Origin of the sequence: Bacillus gobiensis, from assembly GCF_001278705.1 — a bacterium.
Taxonomy (GTDB): domain Bacteria; phylum Bacillota; class Bacilli; order Bacillales; family Bacillaceae; genus Bacillus; species Bacillus gobiensis.
The window spans coordinates 3,936,414-3,951,842 of sequence record NZ_CP012600.1; the positions used below are offsets into that span (position 1 = coordinate 3,936,414).

Here is a 15,429-nt window from a genome sequence, read left to right on the forward strand (position 1 = left end):
TATGAAAATTAGACATTAAATAAAATCTCCCAACATAGCATACGGGAAGGGAGATGATAGAAATGCCAGATATTCAATTAATACCATATCGTGTTGAAGAACTAAGGGAAACTTCGACAGAGATTCCGTATGGTGTAAGCATGATTCAAGCACCGTCAATTTGGCGAGAAGGATACAAGGGTGAAAATATCGTAGTAGCCGTAATCACACAGGATGAAATCAATCATCCTGATTTAAGGGGACAAATCATCGGCTGATATAATTTTACGATGACTATAATGGAGGAACGTCTCCGATAATAACGGGCACGGCACACATGTGTGCGGCATTATTGCAGCGAAGGAGAATGACAGGGGAATAACAGGAGCTGTTCCTAAAGCAAAACTGCTGGTATTAAAAGGCTTAACAGGTGAAGGAAAAGGATCAGTTCAAACAATTTCTGATGCCATAAACTATGCAGTGAAATGGAGAGGACCCCGAGGAGAAAAAGTGAGGATTATTTCACTCTCGTTAGGCAGTCCTGACGATCATCCTGTCTTACACTCTGCGATTAAAAAAGCTGTACAAAATAATATTGTTGTCGCCTGCGCAGCGGGTAACGAAGGTGACGGAAATGCACAAACGAATGAATATAGCTATCCGGGAGCTTATCCGGAAGTTATAGCAGTAGGCTCTGTTGATAGTAATCAACGTCTCTCTCCATTTAGCGGCTCCAATTCTGAAGTTGATGTCGTAGCACCCGGAGACAAAATTGAGTCTACTTTTCCACCAAGTAAATATGCGGTATTATCTGGGACATCAATGGCTACTCCGCATGTGTCAGGAGCTTTGGCTCTTCTCATTGAAAAATATGAGGAAAAATATAACCGTACCTTATCTGAGCCGGAAATTTATGCTCAGCTCATAAAAAATACTGTTTCAATTGGCTATCGAGAGACAGAAGAAGGGAATGGACTGGTGAAACTGGATAGTAACCGGTCATCGAGATCGTTTCGATGGATGTAATGTATGTAAAAGTCTACCTGTTTTCCTATGTAAACAGGTAGACTTTTTATGTCAAATCACTCGTTTTGTTCCTTTATATTTGCTTTTCCAATGCGAGTCTAACTCGGAGATCTGCACTTTTTTCCCTTGCCGATACGTATGAAGGATATGTCCTTTTCCAATATAGACGGCGACATGTCCAATTTTTGCGACGCCTTCTCTATTTTCACGTTTTTTTGTTGTGAAAAACAGCAAATCTCCTTGCCGGATTTGAGAAAAAGGAATCCGGGTACCCATTAAAAATTGCTGGCGAGAATTTCTAGGAAGAGAAATCCCGTTTACGCCAAAAATATGCTGAATAAAAGAACTGCAATCAAATACATTGGTTTGATCCGAACGGGCGTTAAACACATAAGGAGTTCCTAAAAAGCGTAAACCTGTTGAAATAATTTGATCGGCGAGCATGTTAACCCTCATTATTTTCTTTTTTTTTATATCAAATGCGGCCGGCAGTCTGTTTGCTTGGACAAGTATCATACATTTATCAGCCCATTCTTTGAAAATATCCTACCTTGACCGGCATATATCCCCCCTACATCATACCTAGGTCGAAAATTGCATAGAGTAAAGCAACCCATAAGAAAGTGGTGGATTCATTTTGACTTCAAATTTTAGAGACGGCAAATTTCTAAAAGAGCATATAATGGCCATCGTCCGTTACTATGCTTCGAGATGTATAGATACAAAAAATGGCGGTTATATCAATTGCTTCTTGGACGATGGAACTATTTGTGATTATGAAACGAAGCATCTTGTTGGTATGTCCAGGTTTATTTATATTTTCAGTGTGGCTGCGATGATTAGTGATTCTCCCGCCAAGTATGTGGAGGCTGCAGAACACGGACTAACGTTTCTTGAGGAACATCAGCATGACAAAGATCACGGTGGCTATTATTGGATTTTAAAAGGACAAGACGTCTATGATTCAACGAAATTTGCGTACGGGCATGCTTTTGTCCTGTTGGCTGTCTCTACTGCATACCAGGCGGGGATTAAAAAGGCCGGGCAGTTAATTGAAGATGTTTTTGATATTCTTGAAACTTATTTCTGGAGAAAAGAAGATGGATTATACGTAGATGAAATATCTGCTGATTGGGCAACTGTTTCACCTTACCGGGGACAAAACGCCAATATGCATCTGTGTGAGGCGATGATGGCAGCGTTCGAGGCAACAGGGGAAGCACGTTATCTCGACCGGGCTTATCAGTTGGCCCATTCGGTCATATTTAAGCTTCTTCCCCAGTCTGGCAGTCTGATCTGGGAACATTATGATGAGAATAGGAAAATAGATTGGGAGTACAACAAAGATTATACCAAAAGTGAATTTCGGCCTTACGGCTTTATTTTTGGACATTCGATCGAATGGAGCAAGCTGCTGCAGCTTCTGGAAAAGCACAAAGAGGAGCAATGGATTTTTCCGCAGTCAGAGCGATTATTTCGTACGGCGGCAGACTACGGAAGCGACCGCAGGTATGGCGGGATTTATTATGCCATGTCTCCTGAAGGGAAAATCATCGATTCAGATAAGCTTTATTGGGTTATGGCAGAAGCAATTGGGGCAAGCGCTTTATTCGCTGCAAAGACTAACAAAATCGCGTATAGAAACTTTTATGAGCAAATATTCAAATATTGCTGGAGGTACTTTGTCGATCATAAATGGGGAGCATGGTATCAGCTGCTGAGCGTCGATAATCAAAAAAACAGCAACATTAAAAGCCCTCCGCCTAAAACAGATTATCATCCGATTACAAACTGTATAACTGCAATGAAGGCTTTTTTATAACGTTCTTCTTACGTCGTAACCATTTGGCCGCCGTTCACGTGAATGGTTTGACCCGTAATATAGGATCCGTCATCAGAGGCAAGCAGTACATAGACCGGGGCCAGGTCATAAGGCTGCCCTGCCCGTTTCATTGGCACATCTGTTCCCAATGTTTTTATTACCTCGGGAGGCTGCGTTGAAACGTTAAGCGGTGTCCAAATCGGTCCGGTGCCACAGCGTTCACACGAATTCCTTGATCAACAACAGAATTAGCCAGAGCCCGGGTGTAGCTCACGATGGCTCCTTTTGTTGCCGAATAGTCGATCAGGAATTTGAAATTATTATATTCAGCCTGAAAACTTTAGGTGAAATGTTCATTGAATACTTAAAAAGATTAAAGGAAATAGTATAAGTGAAATTTAATTCAATAGGAGGAAGCTTATGAACTCGCAACGGGCACAAGAGATTTCTGAATCGCCAGTTATGGCAAATGTCACTTATAACGGAATTCCAATTTACATTCAACATGTGGATGAGAGCAATGAAACCGCCAGAATTTATCCTCTCGATAACCCGGAAAATGAACAAGAGGTTTCATTAAGAAGCTTAAAAGAACTAGACTGAACCAATTATGGTTTGGTCTTTTTTTTTAGAACAGAAAAAATCTATAAAAAAGCTATTGACCTTCACGTTACGTAAAGGTGTACATTAAGGGTGTCAGGAGGTGATCACATGGAATATACAGTACAAAAATTGGGGCAGCTGGCTGGAGTCAGCACCAGAACGCTTCGGTACTATGATGAGATTGGAATTCTTAAGCCGGCAAGAATTAACTCGTCAGGCTACCGGATCTATGGTCAAAAGGAAGTTGACAGGCTGCAGCAGATTCTGTTTTACAGAGAACTGGATGTTAACCTGGACAAGATAAAAGACATTATCAATGCCTCATCCTTTGACGAAGTAAGCGCCTTAAAAGAACATCGTGAACAACTCTTTGACAAAAGAAAGCGATTGGATTTGCTAATAGCCAATGTAGAAAAAACAATTGCATTATCGGAAGGGAGAATCATTATGTCAGATAAAGAAAAATTCGAAGGCTTTAAGCAAAAAATGATAGATGAGAACGAGAAAAAGTATGGAAAAGAGATCCGCGAAAAATACGGGGATGAAACGATCAATAAGTCTAATGAGAAGCTGATGAACATGACGCAGGAGGAGTATCAAAAGGTTAAACAGTTGGAGCAGGAAGTAAAGGATACGTTAGCTGAAGCATTCAAAACTGGTGACCCAGCAAGCGACATCGCGCAAAAAGCTGCTGATTTGCATAAACAGTGGTTAACGTATAGCTGGAGCAAATACAGCAAAGAGGCACATGCGAATCTTGCGCAAATGTATGTCGATGACGATCGCTTTAAAGCATATTATGATGACAAGCAGCCAGGAAGCGCAGAATTTTTGAGAGATGCGATTCATATTTATACTGGGAAAAAGAGTTAAAAAAGTGCTTTGAAGAAGAACATGCGGGTGAATGCCCGCGTGTTTTATTAGTCTATCTGAACTAACGATATCAGCATATATTGACACTAATGTAAGATCAAAATATAATCAATGTTAGTTATCAATAACTATCTTAGTTGAGCATGATGTGAGGTGTCTTTATTGAAGGCAATTGAAGCGGGAACCGCGGAGCGAATCATTCAAGCAGCTCTTCAATTGATGCAGAATAAAGGTTTTAAAGCTGTAACAATAAAAGAGATAGCGCAGGCAGCAGAGGTGAGTGAGATGACTGTCTTCCGCCATTTCGGAACGAAGAAAGGCGTATTTGAGGCAGCTGTGAAAAAATATTCATATCTTTCTGATTTTAAGAATGCTTTCGATGAAAAGATTCTTTGGGACATAGAGAAGGATCTATACATGATCGCACAAATGTACATCGAATTAATGATTAAGAATCAACCTATTTTTCTGATTGCTGTCCAAGAACGGACGACGATGCCTGAATTGGCAGATTTTGTTTCTAAACAAACAGATCGATTGAAAGAATACCTTACAAATTATTTTCTCGTGATGCAGGACAAGAAAAAAATGATCAAAACGAACGCCAAGATCCAGGCGATGATATTCTTGACTATGTTATATGGCTTTTTTTCTTCAAAAGCCCTGTGGAAGGATCAATTTATCAAGGAATCAAAGGAAGAGTTCCTGCAGCATACTGTAGCTGCTTTGTCTAATGGATTAAAAAATAGATAAGGAAGAGGAGGGGGATGGACAATGAATCTGGTTGTCGGCCGTGGCGGCACAGGAAGTTCGGCGTGGCTAGTTTGTCTTTCCCTTTTTTTCTAATAGAACAGCCGATGATTCCTTACTGTGGGGAATATCGGCTGTTTTCATAAGGTAAATGAATAGGTTCGTCTTTTCTAGTAAAATTTTGATGAACTTGTAAACTTATTAACAAAACCTCAATGAGGATCAGGAGCACAATCAATATCGGTAAAAAGAGGAAGACTAAGTTTTGCAGGCTATCGATTAGTAAATGATGGCCCTTGGGTATCCTTTCAGTGAAAAAAAGAAACGTTCCAAACGTAAAGATTCTTGCCCATTGACTAGGTGAATAGGAAAAGACTCCTTGCTTCCATCCCAATTTTTTAACCCGCTGAGTAGACCGGAAAACCTCAATAGCCTCTATAATGAGGAAAAGGGTAAATGAAACGATCCAGATGAAATCAAGGATGTAAAAGGCTTCGAAATGTGAAAAGGTTAATGATACACCTGTAATCGACATAGCGCCATGAATGATGCAGTTTGTGTTTGTCCAACTTTCTGTTAGATCTTTATTTGGTATATGAATATACCGAAATAAAATAATTCCAAAATTTAACAAATAAAATAAGAAACCGATAATGAGAAGAATGTCTGCAAAGTGTGTTGGAAAAGCAACTCCAAATATGGTATACCCAGAAATAACAATCGACTGGGTGACAACACACGTCAGTAACAATCCGCCATGAATTTGATGTGAGTATTTTTTTGTTGCTTTAAAAATGTATATATAGTTTCGTACTGCCAATCCTAAATATGAAAGCCATAAGACAAGATTAATAAAAAAAAGAATCCGTGAAGGGGTATAAAATTGCTTATCTGAAAGTAAAACGGTAATAACGGATATGGCAGCAATCCAAGTCCCTGTCGAAAAACTAGATATAGGGTCTTTTATATGTGATGAATAAAAGACACCTTCCAGCATATCAAACGTGTAATGTATGATAACCCAAAAGGCTATGAGGATAATGAGATGGAAAACTATACCGCTTATATAAGGAAGGGCGAAATCCTCCGTAAGGATGTCTTTCATCATAATTCCCATTGCCATGATGGGAGCACCAGCTACTGTAGAAATGTTTAGGCGGGAAACTTTCAAGTTAACTATAATCGCTAATGTAAGAATAATAATGAATAAAAATATAAAAATCATCGCATTCTCCTAGGTGATTTATTCATGAGGAATTTATTTAAATTTTATTAGACTAATATCTTCGTTTTACGTAATTGATATCTATAATTCTGATGAAAATACATAAACGTCTGTAGACTATGCAGGTTTCATAGAGTAGTTCAATTCTCATTAATAATTATATCGCAATACGATATAATTTGTAAGTATAATTCGATCTATTCCAATTTGTTTTATTGGTATATAAGATCGCTTAATTTTTTAATAAAGATTCAACGTTTTCAAAAAGTAGATTTTTCCCCTCCCCTTTGCCTCCCCCCCCTGATAAATCATGTGAATTTATCCCGCATTAACGGGCAGTAAGCCCTCACCTTTCAGGGAGAATCGACTGAAAAAGAGGTGGGGGATTAACTGCCTGTAAAAGCCCGATTGGTTCACCTAACAATCAGGTGGGAGAAAATGTTCGAAGGCTAAGTACTCATGCGTCCTGTGCATATCCAGTGTGGACTTCTTCGGGATTAATAATCACTAAAGTGTCATTCACCCCAAATTGTGTTTCACCCTTATATTGAAACGTTATTAGACTCCTAACCGTTATTTGTCGTAAAATGAGCCCTATTTGAGTTTTGAAGAAAATGATCTACGATGATGCTGTTGATAGCGTTGATAAACGCGAATGCACTTGCTTTCATAATATCCGTGTCTGTTGCTTTCGCCATGTATTTTTCTCCTCTGTATTCGACCTGGATTTTTACTTTTCCAAGTGCCTCTTTTCCTCTTGAAACGCTGCTAATATTGTACTCAATCAAGGTAAGATCCAACTCGCTAATTTCTGCAATCGTTGAATACAACGCATCAATCGGACCTGAGCCGCCGCTGCTTCCTTCCAGCAGTTCATCTCCTTTTTTCACTTTTACACTTGCAGAAGGGAAATGGGTATTGCTGATCACTTGCAAGTCAATCAGTTCAAAGAAATGGTCACTATAGTGCGTCATGTTTTGGTTGAGATTATCGTGTTTTGCAAAATAATTTTCAACGATCACATATAGATCATGGTTATAGACTTCTTTCTTCGCATCAGCCAGCTCAAGAAATGCTTCAAAAATCCCTTCAAAATGTGTGTCCGTTAATGAATCAAAACTTAATTTCTGAAGGGCGTTTTTCACTGCATGACGCCCGGAACGAGCGGTTAGAACAAGCTCCATATCTTCTAAACCGACTTCAATCGGGTTTATGATTTCGTAAGCTTCTCTTGATTTCAACAATCCGTCCTGATGTATGCCTGAAGAATGGGCAAAAGCATTTTCTCCAGTAATCGCCTTATTTACCTGTACTTCAAGTCCCATTAAATTGCTTATAATCCTTGATGTATTCATGATTTCTTTGGTATTAATGTTGGTGTATGCATGATAGGCATCGGAGCGCGTATTCAACGACATTACCACTTCTTCTAGTGAAGCATTACCTGCTCTTTCACCAATACCATTGATCGTACACTCCACTTTATCCGCACCACTTTTAATAGCTGCTAACGTATTGGCTGTTGCCATACCAAGATCGTTATGACAATGGACGCTTAATAGCACGTGATCATTCACGTTTTTCAATCGGTCATTAATTTTAGAGATGAGTTCACCAAACTCCTCCGGCTCGGCATAACCACAGGTATCAGGCACATTTATTATCGTAGCCCCTGCTTTGACAACCGCTTCAATCGTTGCCCATAAGTATTCAAAATCAGCGCGGGACGCATCTTCTGTTGAATATTGCACATTAGGCAAAAGTGTTTTGGCATATTTTACGGCATCGACACCAATATTTAAAATTTCACTTTTCGATTTTCTGAATTTTTTTTCCACGTGGACGTCTGAAGTACCGAGAACGATATGGATTAGCGGGTTTTGCGCATACTTCACGCTATGATAAACTGCATCAATATCAGCTTTTACCGCTCTTGCTAACGCTGTGATGAAAATATCATCTGTATTGCCGACTTTTTCAGCAATTTCTTTTACAGCATTAAAATCGCCGGCAGATGACGCAGAAAAACCCGCTTCGATAATATCAACGTTTAGCTTTTTCAGCTGCTGTGCCACTTCTAATTTTTCATTCAGATTTAGCTTAGCTCCCGGAACTTGCTCTCCATCACGTAAAGTCGTATCAAAAACCCAAATTTTCCTCGACATTTCAAAACCACTCCCTTTTGTCATTTTAAATTAATAAAAAAGCCCCGCCTCTATAAAAACCTATAGAGACGAGGCTTTACTCGCGGTACCACTCTAATTGATCAATCCATATAAGATTAACCCACTCATTTTTCGGCAGCCATCACTGCCTATCTTCATAACGGTAGAAACCGACATCCCTTACTAATCAGTTCAGGGAGTAGCTCTTGGATGAGTTCAAAGGCAATAACTGCCGATTCCCACCAACCATCGGCTCTCTGAAAAGCTTATACACCCTTCTACTATTTCCAATATTTGCTTATTGTTATTTAATTACTTGGATAATAAATCAGTGAACTCGAGTTGTCAACACTAAAATTCAGAAATATTGATCATTTAATGAAGGAGAGGTTTCGTTCCTTTATTGGCGGCTTTTTCCTCATCTCTTTGTTCCGCTGAAAATTCTTTCAGAACATCAACAAAATATTTGACCGATACGGAAGCATTGTCAAACGAAGGACAAATCAGGCTAATCTCTCTTTTGATAGCAGGGGAAATGATTTTTAAAGGCAGCTCATGAGAAATAGTAGCTAATGTAAATTCAGAAATGATGCCAATTCCCAATCCGTTATTCATCATTTTTACTAGCGTTTCTCCGCTTTGAACCGTAATTCCATCATTTAAATTCAACTTTGTGTTTGCAAAAGCTTCTGTAACAGCTTCTTCATGTCCGCCCTTGCAAAATATCAATTCTTCGTTCTCTAATTCTTCAATCGTAACGATCTTTTTTCTGTAAGACGATAATTGGACGGGAGTACGACGACCATTTTATCTTTTTTTAACACGATATGTTCAAAATCATCGGCCGGGCTGGCAACGATTCCTACATCAATTTGATAATCATCCAGTCATTTTTTTACTTGATCCGAAGACCCTTCTTTTAATTCAAATTTAATGTCCGGATATCTGCTTTTCATGTGGGAAATAACTGGCGGCAAAAAGTAAGCCTGCTGTAAATGATTCAATGCGGATTTTTCCGCTTTTTAATCCTTTATTTTAACACGCAAACAGTGACAGGTGAATTGCTGATCATTGTCTCAGCACTGAGCTGGGCGTGTGTGAATGTTTTCAGTAAAGTGAAGTTTTCCGGAGATGAAATCATGAATATGACTGCCTGGCAGTTACTCATAGGAGCGATCATTCTGTTTGTGATTTCGATAATGACGGAAAATGTGTCACAAACGGAATGGACACTTCCGGCCGTATTGTCCCTTAGGATTGCTCGTTTACACTCATAACCCTGAAGGTGGGGGTCTTACTGACCGTTAATGCGGGATAAATAATATAAAAGAAAGATCAAACTCCTTTGTAGAAAACTTGTTTGTGGTAACAACAAGCTTAACATTTCTACAATAGGAGTTTTTTCTCTTAAAGTTTTTTCATTTTCTGTAACCGATACAACGCTAATAGGGGCAGATCCTTTGTTTTAAGCTGCCTTCCTTAATTGAAATTTTTTTAGATATATGATTCACATAAATGCTCTTTCTGTATTTGCAGCTAAACGATCCCCTGTTTCATTTGTTCCATCAATTAGAAGTTCTAATTTACCTGAAACAGGATGTATAACTAGACCATGTACAGGGATATGCTTTGGCAGGAGTGGATGTTTACAAATAACATCTACACTGTGGCATACCGAATCTTCTACAGAGTTAAATCCTTTTAACCAATCGTACAGGTCAATACCTGAATATTTAATTGTTTGGAGAGTTTTCTCATCTATACGATTTTGAAGTATCGTCTCGATTATTTTATCCGCATCTAAGTTCCCAGCTCCACAATCGTAGTGTCCCACTACACAGACTTCGTTCGCCTGCAGCTCATATATTGCAATAAGTATGCTTCGCATAATGCTGCCAAATGGATGATCAACAATAGCCCCAACACTTTTAATGATCTTGACATCACCGTTTTGAAAGTTCATTGCACGTGGCAGTAGCTCAACTAAACGTGTATCCATGCAAGTAACAATGACTAAACGTTTATCAGGAAACTTTGTTGTACAATATTTTTCGTATTTTTTTTCGTCAACAAATTTTTGATTATATGTTAAGACTTCCTGCAAAAGTGACATATACTTACTCCTTTCTATGTCTTGCAAAAAGATTCGTTAACCTCATTTAAGAGTATAAATACCAATCTATTGGATCCACTGAGCTAACTGATTATACAATGGAATACCAAAAGTAAGGTTAAAAGGGAACGTTACACCTAAAGCTAAACCTAAATAAATTGATGGGTTTGCCTCTGGTACAGACGATTTTAATGCTGCTGGCGCTGCAATATAAGAAGCACTGCCAGCTAAAACGCCCATTAGAGTAGATCCACCAACAGAAAGACCTGTGAGATGTCCCAATAAAACTCCTAACGTACCGCCAATAAGTGGCATATAGAGTCCAAAAAGTAATAATTTCATACCGTGTTTACGAACTTCAGGCAACCGTTCACCTGCCATCAATCCCATAATTAATAGAAATATAATTAATACACTGCCATATAAGTCTATAAATAAGGGTTTTACTACTGGAAGAGCACGTTCTCCAATAATGAGTCCTATAAATAAACTTCCTAGTAAAAGCAAAACACTTTTTCCAAATATACTTTCAATGATCAATTTTCTATCAAACATTTTGAACGGGGAAGAGGCAACTATGCCAACATTTTGTGAATGGGTTGGTACCGGGTGTTTTTTATTCTCAATAACTTTTAATAACAGTAATGAAACAAAGATTGCTGGGCTTTCTAATAGGGCAGCCATAGCACTCATAAACCCTTCGAATGTTGTTCCCTGTTTTTCAAGATATGAAATGGAAGTTCCGAAAGTAACAACACTGATCGAACCGAATGTCGCTGCCAAGCCAATGGAGTTTTTGAGATCCATTTTAATTAGCCGCATGATAAAGAACGTTATTAATGGAATAGCGATTCCTAAACATAAAGTTCCCATAAGGGGCCGAATAACAGAATTTAATGAATAATGGGAGAGTTCAATTCCGCCTTTTATTCCAATTGCAATTAAAAGATAAATACTTAAAGTTTCACCTAGTCCAGCAGGAATTTTTAAATCAGACTTGCATAAAGCAGCGATGACACCTAATACAAAAAACATGACAGCAGGTGTTAATAAGTTTTGTAAAACCATTTCAAACATTTAATATTCCTCCTAATTTGTAAAAACAAAATAAAAAAACCGACACAATCAGAATGAAGGGTCCCCTTGACCATTCATGCTAGTTGAAGTCGGTTTATCGTTAACTCCCTTATTAATTAAGGTTTTTAAAGATCTCCCTAAGTTATGAAATTAAATGAATGACTTAATTGGTTTCTTCTAAATTCTTAGAAAATTTAAAGACGATTAGTCTTTCTCCAGTTTTTGTACTTATATCGGTAAAAAAACTTATTACTTCTTCTCCAATTTTATTTTGGATCATTTGATTGATTTCAGCTGCTCCTGATTCAATTAGATCAGAACGAAATTTTTTAACAGATAATATTCCTTGTTTTGTTTCACAAAGTGAATGCTCTGCAGGAGTTAGGATACCGTGTAAAACGACAATAACTTTATCTCGCAAAATATCTGCCTTAATCGACACAGCACCACGGCCAAAGTTATCCTTTTGCCAGTGAGTAACAATTTTACAAACCTCTGCTTCGATAAATCCTTTAGTTTTTTTCAAATAATAGTTTTCCACCATTCTCTAATTTATTAAAAATTTTTACCAGTTGGTATTGGAGGCTTCTCTGGATGAGGCTGCATATCCGCAAATGCGCAGGTGCGGGAAAAACAATTTCACTAAATGTAATGATGTACTAAAAATATAATGACAATCTTTTCTTTTATTTCTCAATACATGATTTTAAAATCTAAAACCTAAAAAAGACTTCTTTTTTACCAGATTTTTTCTTTTGACATTTTATTTAGTCTTATCACCTTCTTTTGTTTATCACTTTAATCAAAAGTATTAAGCTTTACAATATTATGTAAAGCTTTGTACTCTCGCGTTATATTCTATTTTTTATAATTTATAGAGTCAATAGGTTTTCTTTTAAGCAAGTTTTTTTAAAAACTAAGTATTTAGAGCTAACAATATTGATGTAATAGGTTTGAAAACGTATTGCATTTTAAATATCACTTGCAAAAAATGAAGCAATATATCTATTTTCTATTTTAGTTTAATAGGCATAAAAAACTCATATTTTCAGTAAAAAAGTTTCAGGAACAAACTTTCGTTATCGTTAGACTTTTTCATTTTACATGGAATAGAACTGGAGAATGCATGGGGATATTTATTTGCTGCTTTAATGGCAATCCGAATTTCCTAAAACCGGCACGGTTGCCTAACAGTAAGAGTTGTAAACATTAAGGAACGATTTCGCTCCTTCTTTTATACTTTTAAAGACGATGTAATTTCCTCATCCCTTTGCTCCTCAGTGAACTTTTTCAAGATATCGACAAAATATTTGACGGATATGGAAAGATCATCAAATGAAGAAGTTATGAGACAAATGTCTCTTTTGATCGCAGGAGAAATTGTTTTTAACGGCAGTGTATGAGGAACCGTAGCTAAAGTAAATTCTGATATAATACCCGCTCCTAATCCGTTATTCACCATTTTTACTAGCGTTTCTCCACTTTGAACGGTGATTCCGTCATTCAGGTTCATATGCTCATTTGCAAATGCTTCATTCACAGCAGCTTCATGTCCGCCTTTACATAAAATCAATTCTTCATTCCCTAATTCCTCAATCGTAACGATCTCTTTTTCCGTTAACCGATGATTTGGCGGGAGGACGACGACCATTTTATCTTTTAATAATACGAAATGTTCATAATCAGTTGTAGGGCTGGCAACAATTCCCACGTCAATTTGATAATCATCAATCCATTTTTTTACTTGGTCTGAAGTTCCTTCTTTTAATTCAAATTTTATATCAGGATATCTGCTTTTAATGTACGAAATAACCTGCGGCAAAAAGTATGATGATGCTGCCACAAATGATCCGATACGGATTTTCCCACTTTTCAAGCCTTTTTCTTCATCTGCGAATTCCTCTACTTTGTTTACCAATTGAATCACTTTTCTAAATTCCTGTACAGTTGCAGTGCCAATTGGAGTTAAGTGGATCCCCCTTTTTTTATCGCGATAAAATAAAGAAACTCCTAACTCTGATTCAAGACTTGAAATAGCTCTGCTAACAGCCGGCTGCGTCATAAATAGTTCTTCGGCTGCGTCTGTAAAATTCAATTTCTCAGCAACCTTAATAAAAATTCGGAGCTGGTTTATTGTCATAACAAATATGTTATCTCCTTTCGTTAATTTATGCATTTCCATTATGATGTTGATGTTATTATACTAACTTTACATAATAAAAGAAAGGAATGGATAATACATGTTTAAAGTTGCAGGTGCTATATTTTTAGTCGTACTCATTTGGGGATATACATGGGTAACGATGAAAATAGGGTTGAGCTATATCCCGCCATTTTTATTTTCTGCTTTTCGATTATTAATTGGCGCCATTCCGATTTTTTTGATATTAATGCTGCTAAAAAAACCGCTGCTTCCGGATAAAAAGAAAATCACGAACGTTTTGGTCATGAGTGTCCTCATGTCGTTGGGGTATTTGGCAACTTTAACTTACGGGATGCAGTTTGTTGATTCGGGCCAAAGCTCTGTATTAGTGTATACGATGCCCATATTCGTTACGTTGATTGCCCATTTTACGATAAATGAGCGGCTGACTTCATTTAAAATCATCGGAATTTGTTTAGGAACAGTTGGTATTCTCTTTATTTTAGGGCCGCAATTTCTCAATTTTAACGCGCAAACAGTGACAGGTGAATTGCTGATTATTGTTGCGGCAATCAGCTGGGCGTGCGCGAATGTATTCAGCAAAGTAAAGTTTTCCGGTTCAGATATTATGAATATGACTGCGTGGCAATTATTAATTGGAGCGATCATGCTTTTTGTGATTTCGTTTATCACCGAAAACGTGTCGCAAACAGAATGGAATCAACAAGCTGTGTTGTCCCTGCTTTTTAATGGGATTTTCTCAACGGCCGTAACATTTATCGCCTGGTTTTGGGTTCTTACGAAAATCGAGGCATCTTTAGCATCGATGACACTTATGGCCGTTCCGATTTTAGGTTTATTTTTTGGCTGGCTGCAGTTAAACGAAACCCTTACGATAAACATTTTGGCAGGAGCATTCTTAATATGTATCGGGATTTTCTTTGCTGCTAATAAAAATAGAAGAAAAGATCTAGTGAAGGATACATTGGAATATCAAGTAAGACATCGATAAACCACTCTTTGGTCAAAAAGAACCAAGATCTCCGTTAATAGTTCTTGGTTCTTCCTGTTGTATGGGGAAATTTCGGTAAAGCGAGTGACTTTCTAAAGTGCGAAAGTCTGTTGCGTGCTAAATTGATGATGTGCTGCACCTTGCCTATTTATGTACAAACTGGGCTTAGCATGCGAATTCAGCACTTTGTATGTGGGGGACCCTATCAGCTATTTTTGATATAAAATGGTTTGGGCAATGCCGATGAAATATTCGGATTCACGGATAATATGATCAATTACAACTTTCGCAGTTAAATTGTTTTTGATTGCTTCGCTTTGGTTCTTAATTTGTCTGCATAAATCAATAAATCTTTGACTTTGTTCTAAACAGAATGATACGAGTTTGAGTACATCCTGGTAGAGGGAAGGTGTAATTTCATAGTCCGAACGGGTTACCGTCTCAATAAATCTAATGACCCGCTGATGTGTTTCGCTTAATACCTTTTCCCATTCTATTAATGCTTCGACATAATTCGCTTCCAAGTTTTTCACTAATTCCCGTATGACAACTGTATGCTCTTCTTCTTGATGCTTCCAAAATTCAGCCTCGTCCAAAATACGTAATGGCATTTTTTGTCCATAATAAAATTGCATTTCCCT

15 protein-coding genes, 2 pseudogenes and 1 other annotated feature are annotated in these 15,429 nt (G+C 37.7%); of the genes and pseudogenes, 7 read left to right on the top strand and 10 right to left on the bottom strand.

What is annotated here, in order from left to right; translation table 11 throughout:
- Nucleotides 1–62 precede the first annotated feature (62 nt).
- Nucleotides 63–1,005, top strand: a pseudogene (locus AM592_RS19775) (S8 family peptidase).
- 51 nt (nucleotides 1,006–1,056) lie between these two features.
- Here the strand turns inward: AM592_RS19775 and AM592_RS19780 are convergent.
- A complete protein-coding gene (locus AM592_RS19780) occupies nucleotides 1,057–1,521 on the bottom strand; it encodes a C40 family peptidase (RefSeq protein WP_053605364.1) in 465 nt (154 codons plus the stop codon).
- A 166-nt stretch (nucleotides 1,522–1,687) separates the two neighbouring features.
- Between AM592_RS19780 and AM592_RS19785 the strand changes: the two genes are divergently transcribed.
- Nucleotides 1,688–2,827, top strand: coding sequence for an AGE family epimerase/isomerase (locus tag AM592_RS19785; RefSeq protein WP_053606187.1), 1,140 nt, complete (start codon nucleotides 1,688–1,690; stop codon nucleotides 2,825–2,827).
- An 8-nt stretch (nucleotides 2,828–2,835) separates the two neighbouring features.
- Here the strand turns inward: AM592_RS19785 and AM592_RS19790 are convergent.
- Nucleotides 2,836–3,152, bottom strand: a pseudogene (locus tag AM592_RS19790) (SDR family oxidoreductase); the annotation flags it as partial.
- A gap of 95 nt (nucleotides 3,153–3,247) precedes the next feature.
- Between AM592_RS19790 and AM592_RS19795 the strand changes: the two are divergent.
- From AM592_RS19795 to AM592_RS19805, 3 genes are all read left to right on the top strand, one after another.
- The gene (locus AM592_RS19795; RefSeq protein ID WP_053605365.1) at nucleotides 3,248–3,430 is read left to right on the top strand and encodes a small acid-soluble spore protein H; all 183 of its coding nucleotides are present in this window, start codon (nucleotides 3,248–3,250) and stop codon (nucleotides 3,428–3,430) included.
- A gap of 108 nt (nucleotides 3,431–3,538) precedes the next feature.
- Complete coding sequence (locus tag AM592_RS19800) at nucleotides 3,539–4,303, top strand: MerR family transcriptional regulator (RefSeq protein ID WP_053605366.1); 765 nt, start codon at nucleotides 3,539–3,541, stop codon at nucleotides 4,301–4,303.
- A 162-nt stretch (nucleotides 4,304–4,465) separates the two neighbouring features.
- The gene (locus AM592_RS19805) at nucleotides 4,466–5,056 is read left to right on the top strand and encodes a TetR/AcrR family transcriptional regulator (RefSeq protein WP_225970286.1); all 591 of its coding nucleotides are present in this window, start codon (nucleotides 4,466–4,468) and stop codon (nucleotides 5,054–5,056) included.
- Nucleotides 5,057–5,168: 112 nt separating this feature from the next.
- On the opposite strand, the gene AM592_RS19810 is transcribed toward AM592_RS19805, so the two are convergent.
- The 3 genes from AM592_RS19810 to AM592_RS19820 form a co-directional block, all read right to left on the bottom strand.
- Nucleotides 5,169–6,278, bottom strand: coding sequence for a TDT family transporter (locus AM592_RS19810; RefSeq protein ID WP_053605367.1), 1,110 nt, complete (start codon nucleotides 6,276–6,278; stop codon nucleotides 5,169–5,171).
- A gap of 566 nt (nucleotides 6,279–6,844) precedes the next feature.
- Nucleotides 6,845–8,443: a 2-isopropylmalate synthase gene (locus AM592_RS19815; RefSeq protein ID WP_053605368.1), complete on the bottom strand. Its 1,599-nt coding sequence runs from the start codon at nucleotides 8,441–8,443 to the stop codon at nucleotides 6,845–6,847.
- Between the two features lie 61 nt (nucleotides 8,444–8,504).
- Nucleotides 8,505–8,747: a binding site (T-box leader), on the bottom strand.
- Nucleotides 8,748–8,818: 71 nt separating this feature from the next.
- Entirely contained in the window at nucleotides 8,819–9,205 is a 387-nt protein-coding gene (locus AM592_RS19820; RefSeq protein WP_082364219.1) for a LysR substrate-binding domain-containing protein, read from the bottom strand.
- A gap of 233 nt (nucleotides 9,206–9,438) precedes the next feature.
- Here AM592_RS19820 and AM592_RS19825 point away from each other — a divergent pair, with 233 nt between their 5' ends.
- On the top strand, nucleotides 9,439–9,720 hold the full coding sequence (locus tag AM592_RS19825; RefSeq protein WP_053605370.1) for an EamA family transporter: 282 nt from the start codon (nucleotides 9,439–9,441) through the stop codon (nucleotides 9,718–9,720).
- A gap of 230 nt (nucleotides 9,721–9,950) precedes the next feature.
- Here AM592_RS19825 and AM592_RS19830 read toward each other — a convergent pair whose 3' ends face one another.
- The 4 genes from AM592_RS19830 to AM592_RS19845 all read right to left on the bottom strand — a co-directional run bounded on the left by AM592_RS19830 (nucleotide 9,951) and on the right by AM592_RS19845 (nucleotide 13,773).
- Entirely contained in the window at nucleotides 9,951–10,556 is a 606-nt protein-coding gene (locus tag AM592_RS19830) for a beta-class carbonic anhydrase (RefSeq protein ID WP_053605371.1), read from the bottom strand.
- Nucleotides 10,557–10,622: 66 nt separating this feature from the next.
- Complete coding sequence (locus AM592_RS19835) at nucleotides 10,623–11,633, bottom strand: sodium-dependent bicarbonate transport family permease (RefSeq protein WP_053605372.1); 1,011 nt, start codon at nucleotides 11,631–11,633, stop codon at nucleotides 10,623–10,625.
- A 163-nt stretch (nucleotides 11,634–11,796) separates the two neighbouring features.
- Nucleotides 11,797–12,159: a Na-translocating system protein MpsC family protein gene (locus tag AM592_RS19840; protein ID WP_053605373.1), complete on the bottom strand. Its 363-nt coding sequence runs from the start codon at nucleotides 12,157–12,159 to the stop codon at nucleotides 11,797–11,799.
- Between the two features lie 708 nt (nucleotides 12,160–12,867).
- Nucleotides 12,868–13,773, bottom strand: a complete 906-nt coding sequence (locus AM592_RS19845) for a LysR family transcriptional regulator (protein ID WP_053605374.1) — start codon at nucleotides 13,771–13,773, stop codon at nucleotides 12,868–12,870.
- A 100-nt stretch (nucleotides 13,774–13,873) separates the two neighbouring features.
- Here AM592_RS19845 and AM592_RS19850 point away from each other — a divergent pair, with 100 nt between their 5' ends.
- Nucleotides 13,874–14,788: a DMT family transporter gene (locus AM592_RS19850; RefSeq protein WP_082364225.1), complete on the top strand. Its 915-nt coding sequence runs from the start codon at nucleotides 13,874–13,876 to the stop codon at nucleotides 14,786–14,788.
- A gap of 209 nt (nucleotides 14,789–14,997) precedes the next feature.
- On the opposite strand, the gene AM592_RS19855 is transcribed toward AM592_RS19850, so the two are convergent.
- Nucleotides 14,998–15,423: a DUF2935 domain-containing protein gene (locus AM592_RS19855; RefSeq protein WP_053605375.1), complete on the bottom strand. Its 426-nt coding sequence runs from the start codon at nucleotides 15,421–15,423 to the stop codon at nucleotides 14,998–15,000.
- Between the last annotated feature and the right edge of the window lie 6 nt (nucleotides 15,424–15,429).

Bases quoted from the DNA above. Each gene is read 5' to 3' on its own strand.
- AM592_RS19845 (WP_053605374.1), bottom strand. From the start codon at position 13,773: ATGACAATAAACCAGCTCCGAATTTTTATTAAGGTTGCTGAGAAATTG.
- AM592_RS19810 (WP_053605367.1), bottom strand. From the start codon at position 6,278: ATGATTTTTATATTTTTATTCATTATTATTCTTACATTAGCGATTATA.
- AM592_RS19780 (WP_053605364.1), bottom strand. From the start codon at position 1,521: ATGATACTTGTCCAAGCAAACAGACTGCCGGCCGCATTTGATATAAAA.
- AM592_RS19785 (WP_053606187.1), top strand. From the start codon at position 1,688: ATGGCCATCGTCCGTTACTATGCTTCGAGATGTATAGATACAAAAAAT.
- AM592_RS19815 (WP_053605368.1), bottom strand. From the start codon at position 8,443: ATGTCGAGGAAAATTTGGGTTTTTGATACGACTTTACGTGATGGAGAG.
- AM592_RS19800 (WP_053605366.1), top strand. From the start codon at position 3,539: ATGGAATATACAGTACAAAAATTGGGGCAGCTGGCTGGAGTCAGCACC.
- AM592_RS19835 (WP_053605372.1), bottom strand. From the start codon at position 11,633: ATGTTTGAAATGGTTTTACAAAACTTATTAACACCTGCTGTCATGTTT.
- AM592_RS19795 (WP_053605365.1), top strand. From the start codon at position 3,248: ATGAACTCGCAACGGGCACAAGAGATTTCTGAATCGCCAGTTATGGCA.
- AM592_RS19850 (WP_082364225.1), top strand. From the start codon at position 13,874: ATGTTTAAAGTTGCAGGTGCTATATTTTTAGTCGTACTCATTTGGGGA.
- AM592_RS19830 (WP_053605371.1), bottom strand. From the start codon at position 10,556: ATGTCACTTTTGCAGGAAGTCTTAACATATAATCAAAAATTTGTTGAC.
- AM592_RS19855 (WP_053605375.1), bottom strand. From the start codon at position 15,423: ATGCAATTTTATTATGGACAAAAAATGCCATTACGTATTTTGGACGAG.
- AM592_RS19825 (WP_053605370.1), top strand. From the start codon at position 9,439: ATGATTCAATGCGGATTTTTCCGCTTTTTAATCCTTTATTTTAACACG.